A 20562-nucleotide genomic window follows, 5' to 3' on the forward strand; every position below is an offset into this window, starting at 1 on the left:
GGCGACGTTCGCGAATCCCCTTGTCTCGCCGCCATCCCGCAGGGCCAGATGGCTTTTTTGCCTCAAGGCTGACACGTTCCGCAATTGGTCGGCGACAGAAAGTTTCCGGCTGTGGATAACTTCTTGATGGTGTGATGCAGCGCGCGCCGTCGCCTTGCGGGGCTTCGTGGTTGCGTGGCTGGTGGTGGCGGTTGTGCGGCGCATTCATCAAGCGTGTCACGCCTTGTTGCGGAGCGGCAACGACGAGTTTCTTGCCTGTGGATAACTTTGGGAAGCGCTGGGGCGCTTAGAAGTCTCCCGGCCACAGGTCGTCGTCCGCCTCGGCGGGCTCGGGTTCGAGTTCGGGCTTGTCCCTGAACACCGTCGACTTGATCGGACCTTCGCCCGCCTTCAGTAGCAGGCTGAGGACCGCGATCGCGCCCTTCTTGTGCAGCGGCTCGTTGCCGTTGCCGCACTTGGGGCTCTGGATGCAGCTCGGGCAGCCGAAACGGCAGTCGCAGCTCGCGATCGCCTCCTGCGTGGCGCGCAGCCAGTCCGTCCACTTGCGGAACGCCTGCTCCGCGAAACCCGCACCGCCCGGGTGGCCGTCGTAGACGAACACCGTCGGCAGCTCCGTGTCCATGTGCGCGGGCGTCGACAGCCCGCCGATGTCCCACCGGTCGCATGTGGCGACCAGCGGCAGCAGTCCGATCGAGGCGTGCTCGGCCGCGTGGAGCGAACCCGCCAGGTCCGGGACCCCTTCCAGCGCTTCGGGTTCCACCGTCCACCACACCGCGACCGTGCGCAGCGTCTGCGGCGGCAGGTCCAGCGGCTGCGTGTCGATCACCTCGCCCGAAGGCAGCCTGCGGCGCTGGTACGAGATCACGTTCGACGTCACCTCGACCTCGCCCAGGCACAGGGTCACGTCGCCCATCTCCAGGCGCTCGCGCTCCGACAGCACCTCCAGGTGCGTGATCTCCTGCGCGCTCGTCATCCACGGCGGTTTCGCCGCGTGGACCAGCGCCAGGCCGTCCTCGAGATCGAGATCGTCCACAATGTACGACTCGCCCTGATGCAGATACAGCGCCCCCTGGTGCACCAGCCGGTGCGACGCCGCCGTGTCGATCGTGCCGATCAGCCGGCCCGTCTTCGTCTCCGCGATGTCGACGCCCATGGGACCTGAACCGCGCAAGGTGACCTCGGGACGCTCCGACCCGATCCAGTAGTACCGCCCGCCCGGCCGGCGCCGCAGCAGCTTCTGCTCGCACAGCCGCTCCGCAACCTCCCGGCTGCCCGGGATCGCGTCCAGGTCCGCGTCCTTCAGCGGCAGCTCCTCCGCCGCCAGGCACAGGTGCCCGGCCAGGACGTACGGGTTCGACGGGTCGCAGACGCTCGCCTCCACCGGCCGGTCGAAGATCGCCTCCGGGTGGTGCACCAGGTACGTGTCGAGCGGGTCGTCCTTCGCGAGCATCACCGCCAGCGCCTCGGTGTCGCCCCGGCCCGCGCGGCCGATCTGCTGCCAGAAGCTCGCGAGCCGGCCGGGGTAGCCGCAGAGGAGGACGGCGTCGAGGCCGGTGACGTCGATGCCGAGTTCGAGGGCGTTGGTGGTGGCGACGCCGAGGAGGCGGCCTTCGCGGAGGTCGGATTCGAGGTCGCGGCGGTGTTCGCGGAGGTAGCCGGCGCGGTAGGCGGCGATGCGGTCGGCGGCGGGGTCGGCGCCGAGGCGGGATTTGGCTTCCGCGGCGACGATTTCGGCGCCGCGGCGGGAGGGGACGAAGGCGAGGGTGCGGATGCCGCGGCGGGTGAGTTGGGCGAGCATGCGGGCGGTTTCGCTGAGGGTGGAGGCCTGTTGGGGTTCGCCTTCGATCTCGTAGGTGACCGGTTCCCAGAGGGCGACGGTGGCGCCGGGGTGGGGTGAGTAGTCGTGGGTGACGGCGACGGCGGGTCGGCCGGTGAGGACGGCGAGGGAGGCGGCGGGGTTGGCGGCGGTGGCGCTGGCGGCGATGACGGTGGGGTGGGCGCCGTAGTGCTCGGCGAGGCGGAGGAGGCGGCGGAGGGTGAGGGCGACGTGGGCGCCGAAGACGCCGCGGTAGACGTGGCATTCGTCGATGACGACGTATTTGAGGTTTTTGAGGAGGGAGCGCCACATGCGGTGGCGGGGGAGGAGGGAGTGGTGGAGGAGGTCGGGGTTGGAGAGGACGAGGTTGGCGAAGCGCTGGGCCCATTGGCGGTGTTCGAAGGGGGTGTCGCCGTCGACGATGGCGGGGATGAGGCCGGGGAGGTCGAATTCGCCGACGGCTCGGGCTTGGTCGGCGGCGAGGGCTTTGGTGGGGGCGAGGTAGATGGTGCGGCCTTCGCCTTGGGTGGCGGCTTCGGTGAGGAGGGGGAGGAGGTAGGCGAGGCTTTTGCCGGAGGCGGTGCCGGTGGCGACGATGACGTCGCGGCCTTCGTGGGCGTGGGTGGCGGCTTCGGCCTGGTGGGGCCAGAGGCGGGTGATGCCGGTGTCGCCCAAGGCGTCGCGGACGGTGTCGGGGACCCATTGGGGCCAGTCGGTGCGCACGGGTCGGCGCGGCGGGAGGCGGCGCAGGTGGCGCAGGCCGCCCATCCTTGGCGAAGCTTGCGAGCCATACATTGGCTCGTCGGCTTCGAGGGCGGCGATCAGCTGGTCGACGGACACCGTCCAATGATGCCGCAGCCCGCCGACAGGGTGGTGCGGCGGCGGGGGCGGGCACCCGCAATTCGGTCATACGCTCCCGGCTCCACTCCACTGGGAACGCAGTACGCTTATGGGCCAAGACACAGTGATCACCGGCCCGAGCGGGGACCGGGCCCGCCCGAGGCCCGCCTGCGCGCGCCGCCGCGGCCGTGGCCGCGGGTTTCGCCGAGAGAGGGGAGCGACGGCGTGAGGGGAACATCAGGTGATGGCGCGGCCGAGCCCGAGCTGGGGCTGGGCCTCTCCGAGGTCGGCGATTACGCGGTCATCAGCGTGACCGGTGAGATCGACATGTACACGGCGCCGCAGTTGCGGGAGGCCGTGCGGCAGCTGGCCGCGGAGGGTCGGATGCGGGTCGCGATCGACCTGACGACGACGGAGTTCTGCGATTCGACGGGTCTGGGCGTGCTCATCGGGGCGCGGCGGCGCCTGTCGGATTCGGGCGGGAGTCTCGTGGTGGTGTGCGCGAATCCGCGGATCCGGAAGCTGCTGGACTTGACCGGTCTCGACAAGGTGCTCGATGTCCGGGAAGCGGTGCCCGGCGAGTGAACGGCTCGAGGCACGACCGCTCGGGACGGGCCGAGGCGGTGACGGTCCGGTTCGCGTTCACGCCCGCGGCCGCGTATGTGCGGGCGGCGCGGTTGGTGGCGGCCGACGTAGCGGCGCACGCGGGGGTGGCGACGGGGCTGCTGGACGAGGTGCGGCAGGCGGTGGGCGAGGCGTGTACGCGCGCGGTGCTGCGTCATCGGGACCGGGGGATCGAGGATCTCGTGCGCGTAGAGTTCGCGATCGGTGATCGTTTTGTTGCGAAAATCACGGATAACGCGCAGGATCTGCGCGCGCGCTCGGACGGGCGGATCCCTGCGGGGGTGGGCGGCGGCGATGCGCGAGCGAACGATCACGATGCGATCGAAGAGGACACCTTCTCGGAGGAGATCACCCTGATCGTGCTGGGCGGACTGGTCGAAGACCTGGTCGTGACCGGTCCCGGCGCGGACGGGAGCACGACGGTCAGCATGTCGTGGCCGCTACCGGGTTCGGGTCCCGGCGCCGATCACTGAGGGATTGGACACGCCCGCGGGTGCGCGTGACCGTCCCCACTGCTAAAGCGCTCACATCGTTACACTCCGCACGTTAAGTTCTGCCGGGCCGCAGGCCCGGCTCCCGGCCGCGCCGTCCTACCCGTCCCGCGGCCCCCTACGTGACTGCGATACCGGTCCCGCGGTGCCCCGCGGGACGCATGGCTCCGGGCCATGGACCTGTCTTGCATATGGAGGAACTACATGCATACGTTGCTCGCCAACGGCGACGAGGGCGTAAGCGAACTCGCGGGCTCGAACCTGAGCCTCGTCGTGGTCGCCGCCGCGCTCGCGCTGGTCGCCTTGGGCGGCGCCGCCGCGCTCGTGAAGAGCATCCTGGCGGCCGGCACCGGCACCGACAAGATGCGGGAGATCTCGGGGGCCGTCCAGGAGGGCGCCTCGGCTTATCTCAACCGCCAGTTCAAGGCGCTCGGCGTCTTCGTCGTCATCGCGGTGATCCTGCTGTTCCTGCTCCCGGCTGAGGGGGGCACGGACGTCCGGATCGGGCGCAGCGCCTTCTTCATCGTGGGCGCGCTGTTCAGCTCGTTCATCGGCTGGGCCGGCATGAACATGGCCACACGCGCGAACGTGCGCGTCGCCGCCGCGGCCCGCGACGGCAAGCCCACCGCCGCGATGCACCTGGCCTTCCGCACCGGCGGCGTGGTCGGGTTCCTCACCGTCGGCCTGGGCCTGCTGGGCGCGGCGGTCGTCGTGTTCCTGTACAAGGGCGACGCGCCCGTCGTGCTGGAGGGCTTCGGTTTCGGCGCGGCGCTCCTGGCGATGTTCATGCGCGTCGGCGGCGGCATCTTCACCAAGGCCGCCGACGTCGGCGCGGACCTCGTCGGCAAGGTCGAGCAGGGCATCCCCGAGGACGACCCGCGCAACCCGGCGACGATCGCGGACAACGTGGGCGACAACGTCGGCGACTGCGCCGGCATGGCCGCGGACCTGTTCGAGTCGTACGCGGTGGTCCTGGTCGCGAGCCTCATCCTGGGCCGCGCGGCGTTCGGCGAGACCGGCCTGGTCCTGCCGTTGCTGGTCGCCTCGGTCGGCATCGTGTGCGCGATCCTCGGCGTCATCATCACCCGCATGCGCGCCTCGGACGCGTCGGGCCTGACCGCGATCAACCGGGCGTTCTACATCTCCGCGGTCGTCGCCGCGGCCCTGACCGCGGTCGCCGTGTTCTGGTACGTGCCCTCGTCCTGGACGGAGCTCGGCGGGAAGATCGCCGCCGAGGACATCGCCAGCATCCCCGTGAACCCGCAGGTCCTCGCGGTCGTCGCGGTCGTCATCGGCATCGCGCTCGCCGCGGCGATCCTGGCGCTCACCGGCTACTACACCGACACGCGGTACAAGCCGACGAAGACCGTCTCGGCCTCGACCCGCACCGGCGCGGCCACGACCATCCTGTCGGGCTTCTCGCTCGGCCTCGAGTCGGCCGTGTACACGGCGCTGACGATCGCGGCCGCGGTCCTCGGCGCGTACCTGCTCGGCGGCGGCGTGTTCCTCGTGAGCCTGTTCGCGGTCGCGCTCGCCGGCTGCGGCCTGCTCACCACCGTCGGCGTCATCGTCGCCATGGACACGTTCGGGCCCATCAGCGACAACGCGCAAGGCGTCGCCGAGATGTCCGGCGACGTCGAAGGCGACGCCGCGCAGACGCTCACGGACCTGGACGCGGTGGGCAACACCACCAAGGCGATCACCAAGGGCATCGCGATCGCGACCGCGGTCCTGGCCGCGACCGCCCTGTTCGGCTCCTACACCGACGCGGTGGTCTCCGAGGGGCTCGCCGGCGGCGCGCTGTTCGAGACGCTGAACATCGCCGACCCGGTCAACATCGTCGGGTTCATCATCGGCGCGAGCGTCGTGTTCCTGTTCTCCGGCCTCGCCGTCAACGCCGTCGCCCGCTCCGCCGGCGCCGTCGTCACCGAGGTCCGCGACCAGTTCGCGCGCTTCCCCGGGATCATGGAGGGCACGCAGCGGCCCGAGTACGGCCGCGTCGTCGACATCTGCACCCGCGACGCCCAGCGCGAACTCGTCACGCCCGGGCTCCTCGCCATCACCGCGCCCATCGCGGTCGGCTTCGGGCTCGGCGTCGGCCCGCTCGCGGCCTACCTCGCGGGCGCGATCGCGTGCGGCGTGCTCATGGCCGTCATGCTCGCCAACTCCGGCGGGGCGTGGGACAACGCGAAGAAGGACGTCGAGGACGGCAACCACGGCGGCAAGGGCTCCGAGGCCCACGCCGCGGCGGTCATCGGCGACACCGTCGGCGACCCGTTCAAGGACACCGCCGGCCCCGCGATCAACCCGCTCCTCAAGGTCATGAACCTGGTGAGCCTCATCATCGCCCCGGCCGTCGTCGTGTACACGGTCGAAGGCGTCGGCGACCAGGCCGACAGCCCGGTCCGGTGGATCATCGCGGGTGTCGCGGTCGCCGCCCTCGTCGCGGCGATCCTCGTCTCCAAGCGGCGTTCAGCGGTGGTGGAGGCGGGGGAAGCCGCCGCCCCGGAGCAGCGTGAGTCGGTGAAAGTCGGCTAGCGGCTGAGCGCAAGCGCAGTCCGGAACTTCGCTGAATCTGGGATGCCGTCCGCGTGTGCCCCGGTCGATCGGACCGGGGCACACCCATACTCAGGGGACGCAATGCGGAAGCGTGAGCTACCGTAACGAATCGAGTGCATTTTCCGAGTGAACGGTGGGAGCAGTGGCGGACATCAAGCGCCTGGTCATCGTGGAGTCCCCGGCGAAGGCCAAGACGATCGCCTCCTATCTCGGCCCCGGCTACATCGTCGACTCCTCGCTCGGGCACATCAGGGACCTTCCGCGCAGCGCGAAGGAGATCCCGGCCAAATACAAGGACAAGGCCTGGTCGCGCCTCGGCGTGGACGTCGACAACGACTTCGCGCCGCTGTACATCGTGAACCCGGACCGGTCCGCGCATGTGAAGAAGCTCAAGGGCTACCTCGCGGAGGTCGACGAGCTCTTCCTCGCCACCGATGAGGACCGCGAGGGGGAGGCCATCGCCTGGCACCTGCTCGAGACCCTGAAGCCGAAGGTCCCGGTCAAGCGGATGGTGTTCCACGAGATCACGCCGCAGGCCATCGCCGAGGCCGCCGCGAACCCGCGCGAGCTCAACCAGGACCTCGTCGACGCCCAGGAAGGGCGGCGCATCCTCGACCGGCTCTACGGGTACGAGGTCTCGCCGGTCCTGTGGAAGAAGGTCATGCCGCGGCTGTCGGCCGGGCGCGTGCAGTCGGTCGCGACGCGGCTCGTCGTCGAGCGGGAGCGGGCGCGCATGGCGTTCCGCGCCGCCGACTACTGGGACGTCTCCGCGAACCTCGCCACCGACGACGACCAGGTGTTCAAGGCCACGCTCATCGCCGTCGACGGGGACCGGGTCGCCACCGGCAAGGACTTCGACGCCGCCACCGGGCAGGTGAAGGGCAACGTCGTCCACCTCGACGAGGCCGGCGCCCGCGGGCTCGCGCACCGCCTCGAAGGCCGCGACTTCACCGTCCTCAAAGTCGAGAAGAAGCCGTACCGGCGCAAGCCGTACGCGCCGTTCATCACCTCGACGCTGCAGCAGGAGGCCGGACGCAAGCTCCGCCTCTCCAGCGCGCAGGTCATGCGGGTCGCCCAGCGGCTCTACGAGAACGGCCACATCACGTATATGCGGACCGACTCGACGAACCTGTCGAACACCGCGATCAACGCCGCCCGCGCCCAGGCCGCCGAACTCTACGGCGCCCAGTACGTGCCCTCCGAGCCGCGCCGGTACGCCCGGAAGGTGAAGAACGCGCAGGAGGCGCACGAGGCCATCCGGCCCTCCGGGGACCGGTTCAAGACCCCCAACCAGTTGAAGAGCCAGCTCTCGGCCGAAGAGTTCCGGCTGTACGACCTCATCTGGCGGCGCACGCTCGCCTCCCAGATGGTCGACGCCACCGGGAACTCGACCTCGGTGCGCGCCCGCGCCACCACCGCCGACGGGGAAGAGGCCGACTTCGGCGCCTCCGGCAAGACCATCACCAACCCCGGCTTCCTCCTCGCCTACGTCGAGTCCATCGACGACGGCGACGCCGACGACGCCGAGAAGCGCCTCCCCGAGCTCACCGAGCGGCAGCACCTCGCCGAACGCGGCCTCGAAGCCGCCGGGCACACCACGCAGCCGCCCGCCCGCTACACCGAGGCCAGCCTCGTCAAAGCCCTCGAAGAGCGCGGCATCGGCCGGCCCTCCACGTACGCGTCGATCATGCAGACCATCCAGGACCGCGAGTACGTGTTCAAGAAGGGCCAGGCGCTCGTGCCCGCCTTCCGCGCGTTCGCCGTCATCGGGCTCATGGAGCGGCACTTCCCGCGCCTGGTCGACTACGACTTCACCGCGGGCATGGAGAACGAGCTCGACGAGGTCGCCGCCGGCCAGGAGTCCCGCGAGGAGTTCCTGCGCAAGTTCTACTTCGGCGGGCAGGACAAGGAAGGCACCGTCGCCGCCTCCGGCGGGCTGCGGCACATGATCGAAGAGGAGCTCGCGAAGATCGACGCCCGCGAGGTCAACTCGATCCCGCTGTACACCGACGACAAGGGACGCCACGTCGTCGCCCGCGTCGGCCGGTACGGGCCCTACCTCGAGCGCACCACGCCCGGGCAGGAGGACGGGGCCGAGCCGGGCAAGCGGCCGTCGATCCCCGAGCACCTCGCGCCCGACGAGCTGACCCCGGAGCGGGGCCAGGAGCTGTTCGAACTCGCCGAGAACGAAGGCGAACTCGGCACCCACCCCGAGACCGGGGAGCCCGTGCTCGCCAAGACCGGCCGGTACGGGCCGTACGTCACCAGCGGCGAGAAGTCCTCGTCCCTGCTGACCGGCCAGAAGCTCTCCGAGATCACGCTCGCCGACGCCGTCAAGCTCCTGACGCTGCCGCGCCTGGTCGGCACCGCCGCCGACGGCGAGGAGATCCGCACCGGCCTGGGCCCGCACGGCCCGTACGTGAAGAAGAACCGCGACTTCCGGTCCCTCGAGAACGAGGAGCAGCTGTTCACGCTCACGTTGGACGAAGCGGAGAAGCTGCTCGCGCAGCCCAAGACGCGCGGACGCCAGCAGCGCGCCCAGACCCTCCTCAAAGAGCTCGGCCCCGACCCGGTCACCGGCAAGGAGGTCACGCTCAAGGACGGCCGGTTCGGCCCGTACGTGACCGACGGCGAGACGAACGCGTCGATCCGCAAGACCGACTCGATCGAGGACCTCACGATCGACCGCGCCGCCGAACTCCTCGCCGAACGGCGGGAGAAGGTCGCTTCCGGGGCGGTGCCCGCGAAGAAGACCGCGAAGAAAGCCGCTAAGAAAGCAGTGAAGAAGGCGGCCGCGAAGAAGACCGCCGCGAAGAAGACCGTGAAGAAGGCGGCGGCGAAGAAGACGGTGAAGAAGGCCGCGAAGAAAGCGGCTGCGCCACAGGAAGACTGAGGAACCGAGCGCGCCTTGCCGAGCCGCCCTAGGCTTGGCGGGTGCGCATCACCTTCCTCCTCCGCAATGCCTGGGGTCTCGGCGGCACGATCAAGACCACGTTGAACACCGCGCACGCCCTCGTCGAGCGCGGCCACGAGGTCACCATCGTCTCCTGCACCCGCCACAAGGTCCGGCCCGACTTCGACACCGACCCGCGCATCCGCGTCGAATCCCTCTGGGACATCCGCAAGCCCGAACAGGGCGGCGAGACCCTGTCCCGCGCCGACCGGATCCGCCGCAGGCTCCCGTCGTTCCTGCACTGGCAGCGCGCCGTCAACATGGACGACGTCTCGATGCTCCTCGACCGGCGCGTCAAGCGGTACGTGCGCGCCGCCGACGCGGACGTCCTCGTCGGCACCCAGGCCAACCTCAACTCCTACCTCGCCCGCTACGCCCGCCGCGGCATGCCCGTCGTCGCCCAGGAGCACCTCTTCCTCGACCACTACCGGCCCCGCGTCCGCCGCCGCATCCTGCGCGACTGCCGCCGCTTCGACGCCGTCGCCACCATCACCGAAGCCGACGCCGCCGCCTACCGCGAAGCCGCGCCCGCCCGCGCCGGCATCGTCGCGCACATCCCCAACTCGATCCCCGCCGCGCCCGCGTCCGCGGCCGAGCGCGGCCCCGTCGTCATGGCCGTCGGCCGCCTCACCCGCATGAAAGGGTTCGACCTGCTCGTGGACGCGTTCGCGTCCCTCGCCGCGGCCCGCCCCGAATGGTCCCTGCACCTCTACGGGCGCGGCAGCGAGCGGAAGCGGCTCGAAGCGCGCGTCGAGGAACTCGGCATGCAGGGCCGGATCGCGCTGAAAGGCGGGGTCGCGCCGCTCGACGCCGCCCGCGCCGACGCGTCGATCGCGGTCGTGCCCTCCCGGTTCGAGCCGTTCGGGCTCGTGATCGTCGAAGCCATGGCCGCCGGGCTGCCGGTGCTGTGCACGGCCGTCCCGCACGGCCCCTTGGAGATCGTCGAAGACGGGAAGAACGGCCTGCTCGTCGCCCCCGAGGACCCCGCCGCGCTCGCCGCCGGCCTCGACCGGCTCATGGGCGACCCCGGGCTGCGCGCCGCGCTCGGCGAGAGCGGGCGGGCGAAGGCCCGCGAATACGAGCCCGACGCGGTGGTCGGACGTCACGAGGCGCTCCTGCGGCGGGCGGTCGAGTCACGGCGGGGCCGTACAGTGGGCTGAACGGCTCCCGCTCCCGCACTGGTAGCGTGAGGGCCATTCGTGCTGTTTGAGGCCAGAGTGACTGAAACGGATGAGAGCGTCGTGTCCACGAACATCGTGATCCTGGCGGCCGGCGTCGGCTCCCGCCTCGGGAAGCCGCACCCCAAGCCCCTGACGCCGCTCGCCTCCGGGGAGACCATCCTCGGCCGGTCGCTGCGGCTGCTCACCTCCCGCTTCTCCCGCCACTCCATCCACCTCGTGGTCGGCTTCAAGAAAGAGGTCATCATGGAGGAGGTGCCCGACGTCGGCTTCATCTACAACCAGGCGTACGGCGACACCAACACCGCGAAGAGCCTCCTCAAGGCCCTCACGATCCTCGGCCCGGGCGGAGTGCTGTGGCTCAACGGCGACGTCGTCTTCGACCCCCGGGTCCTCGACGCGCTCCTGCCGCACATCGCCATGGACCGCTCCTTCATCTCGGTGAACACCGCCTCCGTCGCCGAAGAGGAGATCAAGTACACGCTCGGCCCCGACGGGTACATCCGGCGCCTGTCGAAAGAGGTCCGCGACGGCGCGCTCGGCGAGGCCGTCGGCGTCAACTACGTCTCCTCCGGCGACCGGGCGATCCTCGCCAAGCGGCTCGCCGAGGTCGGCGACCAGGACTACTTCGAGCGCGGCATCGAGCTGGCCATCGAGCACGACGGCGTGCACTTCGAGGCCATCGACATCTCCGCCCACGACGTCATCGAGATCGACTTCGCCGAGGACCTCACCGAGGCCAACCGCCGCTTCCGCTAGCCGCCCCCGCCCCGCCCGAAGTCCCCGGCGAGCCCCGCCGCGGACCCCCTCCGGGGACCCTTCGCGGCACCGGTGACCTGCGGAATCCGCGCGATGTGAATATCGCTCGAACGAGAGAGGGAACGAGCGGTGGCCTGGGCGTGAACTGTTAGGGTGGGCGACATGAAGGCTCTTGTACTCTCCGGCGGCGCGGGCACCCGCCTCAGGCCGATCACCCACACTTCGGCCAAGCAGCTCGTACCGGTCGCGAACAAGCCGGTCCTGTTCTACGGCCTCGAGGCGATCGCCGAGGCCGGGATCACCGAGGTCGGCATCATCGTCGGCGACACCGCCGCGGAGATCCGCGAAGCCGTCGGCGACGGGTCGGAGCTCGGCATCAAGGTGACCTACATCCCCCAGGACGCGCCGCTGGGCCTCGCCCACGCCGTCCTCATCGCCAAGGACTTCCTCGGCGACGACGACTTCGTCATGTACCTCGGCGACAACTTCATCGTCGGCGGCATCTCCGGCCTCGTCGACCAGTTCCGCGCCGAGAAGCCCGACGCGCAGATCCTCCTCACCCAGGTCTCCGACCCCCGCTCGTTCGGCGTCGCCGAACTCGACGCGGACGGCAAGGTGATCGGCCTCGAGGAGAAGCCCAAGGAGCCCAAGAGCGACCTCGCCCTCGTCGGCGTCTACCTCTTCACCCCCAACATCCACGAGGCCGTGCGCTCCATCAAGCCGTCGTGGCGCGGCGAGCTCGAGATCACGCACGCCATCCAGTGGCTCATCGAGCAGGGCCAGGACGTCCGCTCGACCACCATCCACGGGTACTGGAAGGACACCGGCAACGTCACCGACATGCTGGAGGTCAACCGGACCGTGCTCGAGACCCTCGAACCCTCCCTCGACGGCGAGATCGACGAGGCCAGCGAGATCATCGGCCGCGTCCAGATCCACAAGACCGCCAAGGTCACCGGCAGCCGCATCGTCGGCCCGGCGATCGTCGGCGCCGGCTCCGTCGTCGCGGACGCGTACGTCGGGCCCTTCACGTCCATCTCGGACGACTGCCGGATCGAGGACGCCGAAGTGGAGTACTCGATCCTGCTCAAGGAGTCCTCGATCGTCGGCGTCCGCCGCATCGAGGCCTCGCTCATCGGACGGAACGTCGAGATCACCCCGGCGCCGCGCGTCCCCGCGGCCCACCGGCTCGTCATCGGCGACTACAGCAAGGTGCAGATTTCCTCATGACCACGAAGATCCTCGTGACCGGCGGGGCCGGCTTCATCGGCTCCCACTACGTGCGCACCGTCCTCGGCGAGCACGGCCCGGCCGACGTGGCCGTCACGGTCCTCGACAAGCTCACCTACGCCGGCAACCCGGCGAACCTCGACGAGGTCCGCTCCCACCCCGGCTTCGCGTTCGTCCAGGGCGACATCTGCGACGCCGACCTCGTCGCCGAGCTCATGGCCGAGCACGACCAGGTCGTCCACTTCGCGGCCGAGTCCCACGTGGACCGCTCCATCGACGGCGGCGCCGAATTCGTGCGCACCAACGTGGTCGGCACCCACACCCTCATCCACGCCGCCCACCTCGCCGGCATCGACACGTTCGTGCACGTCTCCACCGACGAGGTCTACGGCTCCATCGACGAGGGCTCCTGGCCCGAGACCGACCCGCTCGCCCCGAACTCGCCCTACTCGGCGGCGAAGGCCTCCTCCGACCTCATCGCCCTCTCCTACCACCGGACCCACGGGCTCGACGTGCGCGTCACCCGCTGCTCCAACAACTACGGGCACCACCACTTCCCCGAGAAGGTCATCCCGCTGTTCATCACGAACCTGCTGGACGGCAAGAAGGTCCCGCTGTACGGCGACGGCGGCAACATCCGCGACTGGCTCCACATCGACGACCACGTGCAGGGCATCGAACTCGTCCGCACCAAGGGCCGCGCCGGCGAGGTCTACAACATCGGCGGCGGCACCGAGCTCTCCAACAAGGAGCTCACGCAGCTCCTCCTCGACGCCTGCGGCGCCGACTGGGACGAGTCCGTCGAATACGTGACCGACCGCAAGGGCCACGACCGCCGCTACTCCGTCGACTGCACCAAGATCAGCACCGAACTCGGCTACCAGCCCAAGACCGACTTCAAGGCCGGCCTCGCCGAGACCGTCCAGTGGTACCGCGACAACCGCGCGTGGTGGGAGCCCCTGAAGGACAAGGCCGCCCTGTGAGCACCTGGCTGATCACCGGCGGCGCGGGCATGCTCGCCCAAGACGTCGAGGCCCGCGTCCAAGCCGCCGGGCAGCGCGCGGTCGTCCTGTCCCGCAAGGAACTCGACATCACCGACCCCGCGTCGGTGGCCGCCGCCCTCGCCGAGCACGCCCCCGCCGTCGTGGTCAACTGCGCCGCCTGGACCGCCGTCGACGACGCCGAGGAGCAGGAGGCCGCCGCCCTCGCCGTCAACGGCGACGGCCCGCGCCGCCTCGCCGAGGCCTGCCGCGAGACCGGGGCCGTGCTCCTGCACGTCTCCACCGACTACGTCTTCGCCGGCGACGCCACCGCGCCCTACGCCGAGGACGCCCCCACCGCGCCGCGCAGCGCCTACGGCCGCACCAAGCTCGCCGGCGAGGAAGCCGTTCTCGAACTGCTCCCCGACACCGGGTACGTCGTGCGCACCGCCTGGCTCTACGGCGCCGGCGGCGGCAACTTCGTGCGCACCATGATCAGACTCGAAGGCGTCAAGGACACCCTCGACGTCGTCGACGACCAGCGCGGGCAGCCGACCTGGACCGCCGACCTCGCCGACCGCCTCGTGCGGCTCGGGGAGGGCGCGCTCGCCGGGACGGCCCCCGCCGGGGTGTACCACGGCACGAGCTCGGGCGAGACGACCTGGTTCGGGCTGACGCGGCGGATCTTCGAGCTGCTGGGCGCCGACCCGGAGCGGGTGCGGCCGACCACGAGCGAGGCGTTCAAGCGCCCGGCGCCGCGCCCGGCGTACAGCGTGCTGGGGCACGACCGGTGGCAGGCGGCGGGCATCGACCCGATCCGCGACTGGCGCGAGGCCCTGGACGCGGCGTTCCCGGCGCTCCCGAAGGACTGAAGCTCTTGGCGATCAAGGTCAGCGTCGTCGTGGCCGTGCGCAACATCGGGGGTGACATCGGCCGGAACGTCAAGTCGATGCTGGCCCAGACGATGCCGGGCACTGATGTCGAGGTGCTGTACGTCGACGACGGGTCGACCGACGATTCGCTGGAACGGCTCGAGCGGGCCGCCGCGGGGCACGCGCAGCTGCGGGTGATCCGGTCCGAGCACGCGGGTTCGTATGCGGGGCCGCGGAACCTGGGGCTCGAGCGGGCGCGCGGCGAGTTCGTGTTGTTCGTCGACGACGACGACTTCCTGGAGCCGGACGCGCTGCGGCGGTTGTACGAGTTCGCGGTCGAGCATGAGGCGGACATCGTGCAGCCGAAGCTGGTCGCGGGGTTCCCTGAGGCGGCGCACCCGGTGTACCGGCGGACGGCGGCCCGGTGCGGGCTGGGGGACTCGGACCTGGCGTGGGCGCTGACGGACCACCAGCTGTTCCGGCGGTCGTTCCTGGCCGAGCGCGGGCTGCGGTTCGACGAGTCCAAGCGGGTGCTGGAGGACGCGGTCTTCGCCGCCGAGGCGTACTGCGCGACGGAGCGGATCGGCGTGTACGCGGACTATCCGGTGTACCAGTGGCGCAGCCGGCACCATGCGGTGCGCGGCGCGGGCGGTCTGCACGAAGTCGAGGCCTGGTTCGCGCATGCGGCGGCGCTGATGGACGTGTTCGCGTCGAAGCTGGAGGCCGGTCCCGCGCGGGACCGGGCGCTGGGGCGCGTGTACGAGTCCGAGGTGCACGGGCAGTTGTCGCGGCGGATCGACTGGGTCGACGCCGGGCAGGGGTTCGACGCGTGGTTCGAGGCGGCGCGCAAGACCGTGGCCGCCCACATGCCGTCCACTGCGGGCAGCAGCCTGGGCGTGTTCGGGCGGGTCGCGGCCGCGCTCTTGGAGCGCGGGGACCGCGACCGGCTCGCCGACTGGTACCGGCTGGCGCGGGCGGTTCGGGTCGACGCGCACCTGGAGCGGGCCGAGTGGGCCGCCGACGGGGGCCTGGAGCTCGATGCGACCGCGCGGCTCGTGTGGGCCGACGGGTCGCCGATCCGCTTCGAGCGGGTCGAGGGGCGCGTGTTCCTGGACCGGTCGCTCGCGGAGCGGTTCGCGCTCGAAGCGGACCTGCTCGATGTGACGGAGGAGTTCGAGTCGTTCACCGGCGCGCTGTCGGTGTCGCACCGCGAGGAGGGCCTGCGCTGGCCGTGCCCGGCCGGGTTCGAGCGGACGCTCGCCGCGGACGCCGAGGGCGTGGTCACGGTGGCGTTCAAGGTGTCCGGTGCGATCCGGACCGAGGCCGACGGCGCGCGGGAGCGGCTGTCGCGCGGCCTGTGGGACGCGCACCTGGAGCTGTCCGGTTTCGGGCTCGCCCGCGACCTGCGGCTCGGCGCCGACCGCGAGGCGGGCATCGATCTGCGTCCGGCGGTGCTGGGCGCGCCCGCGCGCGGCGTGCTCCCGTTCTTCACCGCGGTGAAGGGCGAGCTGACGATCGACGTCGGCAAGAAGGCCCGCGCCCTGGGCGACCACCTGTCGGGCCGCGCGGTCGCGCGGGCCGGCGACCGGGCGCTGCTGCTGGACGCGGCGACGTCGCCGTCGACCGCGCCGGTCGGCGCGACACTGCTCGTCGAGGACGGCGCGGGGGACTGGTACGAGGTGCCGGCGTCCGTGCGCCCCTTCGAGGGCCGCTGGCGGCTGGAGCTGCCCGGCCCCGTGGCCGGCCTCGCGCCGGGGGAGGGGCGGCTGTTCGCGCGCCTCGACCCGGGCGGCGTGCCGCCCCTGCCGCTCGGCGCCGTCCGCATCGGACTCGACGGCGCCCTCGCCCTGCCCGAAGACCTGTTAGCGCTCGGCGCCCAGGCGCGGCGCCGCAGCCACCCATGCCATGCCAACGGAAGGACTCGAACCGATGACGGTGAAGGTCAGCGTGATCATCCCGGTCTACAACCCGGGCAAGTACATCGAACCGGCCATCGACTCGCTGCTGCGCCAGACGCTGCCGGCGTCGGAGTTCGAGGTGCTGTTCGTGAACGACGGCTCCAGTGACGACACGCCGGCGATGCTCGACAAGCTCGCCGCCGAGCACGCGCACTTCAGGGCCATCCACATCCCGAACTCGGGGTGGCCGGGCAAGCCGCGGAACGTCGGGGTCGACGAGGCGCGCGGCGAGTACGTGCAGTTCCTGGACCAGGACGACTACCTCGCGTCGGACGCGCTGCGCCGCCTGTACGAGATGGGGCACCGCAACGGCTCCGACATCGTCATCGGCAAGGTCGCCTCGAACTTCCGGGGCGTCCCGCACGGCGTGTTCAAGGCCGACCGCGACAAGGTCGACATCACGAACTTCCCGCTGTACGACAGCCTCACCCCGCACAAGATGTTCCGCACGGCGTTCCTGCGCGAGAACAAGATCGCCTACCCCGAGGGCAAGCGGCGCCTCGAGGACCAGCTGTACATGATGGAGACGTACTTCCCCGCGAAGGTCGTCTCGATCCTGGGCTCGTACACCTGCTACTACTACTCGAAGCGCGACGACGGCAAGAACGCCGGCTCGGCGAAGCTGGTGCCCTCGGGCTACTACAAGAACCTCCGCGAGGTCCTGGACGTGGTCGTGGCGAACACCGAGCCCGGCGAGTTCCGCGACAAGCTGCTGCGCCGCTTCTACCGGGTGGAGATGCTGGGCCGGATCTCGGAGCCGGCGATCCTGCGCTACGAGGACGACTACCGCGACGAGATGATCGACGAGATCCAGGCCCTGGAGCGGGACTTCGTCACCGAGGGCGTCCACGACGGGCTCGGGGCGATCCAGCGGATGCGCTCGAGCCTGCTGCGCTCGAACGACCGCGAAGGCCTCATCCGCATCGCGCGGTTCTCCGCCTCCGTGAAGGCGACCGCGCGCCTCGAGGACGCCGAGTGGACCGGGAACGGGCGCATGCGCGTCGCGCTGAGCGCGCAGCTCGTGCACGGCGAGGAGCAGGTCCCGTTCGAGTTCGAGGAGCGGGACGGCCGCTACTTCCTCTCGCCCGACCTCACCCGGGAGCTGCTGGGCTCGGACGAGCCGGTGGACGTGACCGGGGAACTCGACGGGTTCGCCGCCGAGCTCTCGCTGCGCAACCGCGAGAGCGCGGTCGAGTGGCCGTGCCCGGCGACGTTCGCCGCCGAACTCGAGGACGCCGCCGGCGGCCGCAAGCGCGTGGTCCTGCGCGGCACCGGCTACCTGCCGACCGAGGCGGTCAAGGGCCGCGGCCGGATCGGCAAGGGCATGTGGGACGTGTGGGCGCCCGTGCGCGGCCTCGGCGTCGTCAAGAAGGCGCGCATCGGCGCCGACCGCGACACCGCCCTGGACGCGAACTGCTTCCCGGCGCTGCTCGGCTCGCCCGCGCGCCGCGTCATCCCCTACTTCACCGACCCGTACGGGAACCTCACGCTCGACGTCTCCCGCGGCGCCCGCGACCTCTCGCAGGTCATGGAGGGCAAGCCGCTGCACCTGGCATCGGAGCACCCGGCGGAGCTGCGGCTGGAGATCTACACGTCCGCGCGCACCGCGCCGCGCGACACCGTCGTCGAGCTCGCGAACGCCGAAGGCGCGCACCGGGTCAAGGCCGCCCTCGTGCCCGCGCTCGACCGCGCGCACCTGCGCCTGCCCGGGAAGGTCCGCGGCGTCCCCGCCGGCGAGTACGACCTGACGGCGCTGCTCACCAACCCCGAGAAGCCCGGGGTGCGGCTGTGCGGCGCGACCGTGGACGGCTCGGGCCGCCTCGCGGTGACCGGTGTGGACCTGCTCGACCCGGCGACGCTCGCCGAGATTGCCGCGAAGCGCCGCAAGGACCTGTTCAAGCGGGCCGTGCGCAGCGTCGGCGTCCCGATCGCGCGCAAGCTGCCCGCCTCCGCGCGCAAGCGCCTGCGCGGCCTGGCCGCCCGGCTGTAACCCACCGAACCGGAAAGTGACTCCACATGCGACAGCTTGACATCCCCGGCGCCTGGGTCTTCGAACCCAAGGTCTTCGGCGACAGCCGCGGCTCCTTCCACGAGTGGTTCAAGGCGCCCGCCTTCGCCGAGGCGGTCGGCCACAAGCTCGACCTGGTCCAGGCCAACTGCTCGGTCTCCAGCAAGGGGACGCTGCGCGGCATCCACTTCGCGGACGTCCCGCCGAGCCAGGCCAAGTACGTCAAGTGCGTGCGCGGCGCGATCCTCGACCTCATCGTGGACATCCGGGTCGGCTCGCCGACCTTCGGGCAGTGGGAGCTGGTGCGCCTCGACGACCAGGACCACCACTCGGTGTACCTCTCCGAGGGGCTCGGGCACGGCTTCATGGCGCTCACCGACGACGCCACCGTGGTCTACCTGTGCTCGGAAGGGTACGCGCCCGAACGCGAGCACGGCGTGAACCCGCTCGACCCCGCGATCGGGATCGAATGGCCGTCCGGGTTCGAGCCGCTGCTGTCCGACAAGGACGCCGCCGCCCCGACCTTGGCCGAAGCCGAGGCCCAGGGCCTGCTCCCGACGTGGGACGCCTGCCAGGCGTACTACGCCGAGCTGAACGCGTAGCGGCCCGCCGCGGGAGGCTCCGGCCTCCCGCGGCGGCGCCCTAGATCGGCCGGGCGACCCGCACGGCCCGCACGCCGCTCGGCTGCTGCCGCGGCTTCGTGAGCCGGGCCTTCACGCGGCCCAGGCCCGCCCGGCGCGCCGCTCCCTTCACGATGCGCCGCGCGGTGAACCGCGGCTCCACACTCACCTGCAGCTGGTTCGCGCCCTTGGCGTAGCCCAGGGCGAGGCGGCGTCCGCCCGCCACGGCCGCCGGACGGGGCCGGGCCTTCCCTTGCAGGCCGCCGCCGAGGCGCCCGCCGAACGGCGCCCGCCGCTCGGTCTCGCCGACGGTCACCACGACCTCGAACCGCCACACGCCCTTGCCCTGCGCGAGGAGCGCGGCCCGGTCGAACTCGACCGTGAAATGCCCGTCCTCATGCGCCGCGTCGACCGCGACGACCTCGCCGGTCGCCGAGTGGACGGCCTCGAGCCGCACCCCGATCAGGTCCGAGGGGATCGGCGCGATGCGGCCGGTGCCCTCGATGCGCAGCGCCTCCGGCGTGAACCGGACGCCCTTGAACCAGTGGCGGACCTCCAGCGACTCGCTCAGGTCGAGCCACGGGCCCGGCTCGGGCGCGACGGCGTCCTCGTAGCCGCGCAGCGTCGCGTACACGCGGTCGCCGCGCCCGGCGAACATCAGGTCCGCGGGTTCGCGCAGCAGCCGCATCAGGTCGTCCAGCCGGTCCTCGACGATGAGCTCGTAGTACAGGCGGCGCATCACCGGCAGCTTCGCGCCCGCGCCCGGCGTGTACCAGCGCAGCACCAGGTCCCGCAGCGCCTCGAACCGCTGCCTCCGCGACTCCTCGGTGGGGTCGCTGAGGAGCCGCCGCGTCTCGTTGAGGCCCTCGACCTCCCAGTGGCGCTTCAGCAGGAAGTCCCGTTTCGGCCCCTCGGGGAGGAGGCCGCCCACGAGCTCGACGAGCAGCTGCAGGTGCGTGCCCTCGGACTGCTGGAAGTGCTCGGGGGCCTTCATGCCGCCGCTGGTGAGGTTGCCGCCGTCCTCGCGCAGCACCACGTAATAGCAGTCGTACTCGCCCACCACGGAGATGTTGCGGGCGCGGATGTACCCCTCGATGGTGAACAGCAGGTCTTCGATGAACCGCCGGTCGGTGCGGAACCGGAGCCCGTGCTCCTCGAGCATCGAGCGGCGGAACAGCTTGAGGCACGGCAGGTTCCAGTACACGCGGGAGGAGTACAGGTCGGCGCGCGGCTGGTCGCGCTCGAACATGGAGCGGGCCACGCCCCGGCCGTTCACGCTCACGAGCTTGCCGAGCACCACGTCCGACTCGTTCTCCTCGGCCATCTCGACCATGCGCTCGAGCGCCTCGACCCCGAGGTAGTCGTCCGCGTCGAGGAAGAACACGTACTTCCCGCGCGCCATCTCGATGCCCCGGTTGCGCGGCACGCTCGGCGTCCCGCTCGCCTCCTGGTGGACGACCCGCACGCAGTCGGGTTCGGCGGCGGCGAACTCGTCGAGGGCCTCCCCGCTGCCGTCGGTCGAGCCGTCGTCCACCGCGATGACCTCGAGGCGGTCCTTGCCGATGGACTGGCCCAGCAGCGACTCGATGCCCTTGAGCAGGTACGGCATCGCATTGTGCACGGGTATGACGACTGAGACGATGGGTGTGGCCATGTGGGCTTCCTGGCTCCGTA

The 20562-nt window shown here is 71.0% G+C and carries 14 protein-coding genes; 12 read left to right on the forward strand and 2 right to left on the reverse strand.

All coding sequences use genetic code 11. The features are described 5' to 3' along the window. Positions 1 to 286 precede the first annotated feature (286 nt). Positions 287 to 2611: a DEAD/DEAH box helicase gene (locus J5V16_RS13945; protein ID WP_408612457.1), complete on the reverse strand. Its 2325-nt coding sequence runs from the start codon at positions 2609 to 2611 to the stop codon at positions 287 to 289. Between the two features lie 270 nt (positions 2612 to 2881). On the opposite strand from J5V16_RS13945, the gene J5V16_RS24470 reads away from it, so the two are divergent. From J5V16_RS24470 to rfbC, 12 genes are all read left to right on the forward strand, one after another. After that, on the forward strand, positions 2882 to 3241 hold the full coding sequence (locus tag J5V16_RS24470; protein WP_307792961.1) for an STAS domain-containing protein: 360 nt from the start codon (positions 2882 to 2884) through the stop codon (positions 3239 to 3241). Further along, a complete protein-coding gene (locus J5V16_RS13955) occupies positions 3238 to 3753 on the forward strand; it encodes an ATP-binding protein (protein ID WP_208496958.1) in 516 nt (171 codons plus the stop codon). The genes J5V16_RS24470 and J5V16_RS13955 overlap by 4 nt, the downstream gene beginning before the upstream one ends. Positions 3754 to 3975: 222 nt before the next feature. Continuing rightward, positions 3976 to 6309 (forward strand): sodium-translocating pyrophosphatase, encoded by a 2334-nt coding sequence (locus tag J5V16_RS13960; protein WP_208496959.1) that lies wholly within the window; start codon positions 3976 to 3978, stop codon positions 6307 to 6309. 154 nt (positions 6310 to 6463) lie between these two features. Next, positions 6464 to 9223 carry a type I DNA topoisomerase gene (topA, locus tag J5V16_RS13965; protein WP_408612442.1) on the forward strand — a complete coding sequence of 920 codons (2760 nt, stop codon included), beginning with the start codon at positions 6464 to 6466 and terminating at the stop codon, positions 9221 to 9223. 41 nt (positions 9224 to 9264) lie between these two features. Beyond that, entirely contained in the window at positions 9265 to 10443 is a 1179-nt protein-coding gene (locus J5V16_RS13970) for a glycosyltransferase (protein ID WP_208496961.1), read from the forward strand. 81 nt (positions 10444 to 10524) lie between these two features. Further along, positions 10525 to 11220 carry a phosphocholine cytidylyltransferase family protein gene (locus J5V16_RS13975; RefSeq protein WP_208496962.1) on the forward strand — a complete coding sequence of 232 codons (696 nt, stop codon included), beginning with the start codon at positions 10525 to 10527 and terminating at the stop codon, positions 11218 to 11220. Positions 11221 to 11382: 162 nt separating this feature from the next. Beyond that, the gene (locus tag J5V16_RS13980; RefSeq protein WP_208496963.1) at positions 11383 to 12450 is read left to right on the forward strand and encodes a glucose-1-phosphate thymidylyltransferase; all 1068 of its coding nucleotides are present in this window, start codon (positions 11383 to 11385) and stop codon (positions 12448 to 12450) included. Then, on the forward strand, positions 12447 to 13433 hold the full coding sequence (gene rfbB, locus J5V16_RS13985; protein ID WP_208496964.1) for a dTDP-glucose 4,6-dehydratase: 987 nt from the start codon (positions 12447 to 12449) through the stop codon (positions 13431 to 13433). Before J5V16_RS13980 ends, rfbB begins: the two co-directional genes overlap by 4 nt. Continuing rightward, the gene (rfbD, locus tag J5V16_RS13990) at positions 13430 to 14302 is read left to right on the forward strand and encodes a dTDP-4-dehydrorhamnose reductase (protein WP_208496965.1); all 873 of its coding nucleotides are present in this window, start codon (positions 13430 to 13432) and stop codon (positions 14300 to 14302) included. The genes rfbB and rfbD overlap by 4 nt, the downstream gene beginning before the upstream one ends. A gap of 5 nt (positions 14303 to 14307) precedes the next feature. Next, a complete protein-coding gene (locus J5V16_RS13995; protein ID WP_208496966.1) occupies positions 14308 to 16368 on the forward strand; it encodes a glycosyltransferase family 2 protein in 2061 nt (686 codons plus the stop codon). After that, on the forward strand, positions 16250 to 18250 hold the full coding sequence (locus tag J5V16_RS24475) for a glycosyltransferase family 2 protein (RefSeq protein WP_307792973.1): 2001 nt from the start codon (positions 16250 to 16252) through the stop codon (positions 18248 to 18250). The genes J5V16_RS13995 and J5V16_RS24475 overlap by 119 nt, the downstream gene beginning before the upstream one ends. A 26-nt stretch (positions 18251 to 18276) precedes the next feature. After that, a complete protein-coding gene (rfbC, locus tag J5V16_RS14000; RefSeq protein WP_208496967.1) occupies positions 18277 to 18870 on the forward strand; it encodes a dTDP-4-dehydrorhamnose 3,5-epimerase in 594 nt (197 codons plus the stop codon). 40 nt (positions 18871 to 18910) lie between these two features. Here the strand turns inward: rfbC and J5V16_RS14005 are convergent, their stop codons facing one another. Beyond that, complete coding sequence (locus J5V16_RS14005; protein ID WP_208496968.1) at positions 18911 to 20542, reverse strand: glycosyltransferase family 2 protein; 1632 nt, start codon at positions 20540 to 20542, stop codon at positions 18911 to 18913. Positions 20543 to 20562 lie beyond the last annotated feature (20 nt).

This window comes from Glycomyces niveus (assembly GCF_017592475.1).
GTDB classification, from domain to species: domain Bacteria; phylum Actinomycetota; class Actinomycetes; order Mycobacteriales; family Micromonosporaceae; genus Glycomyces; species Glycomyces niveus.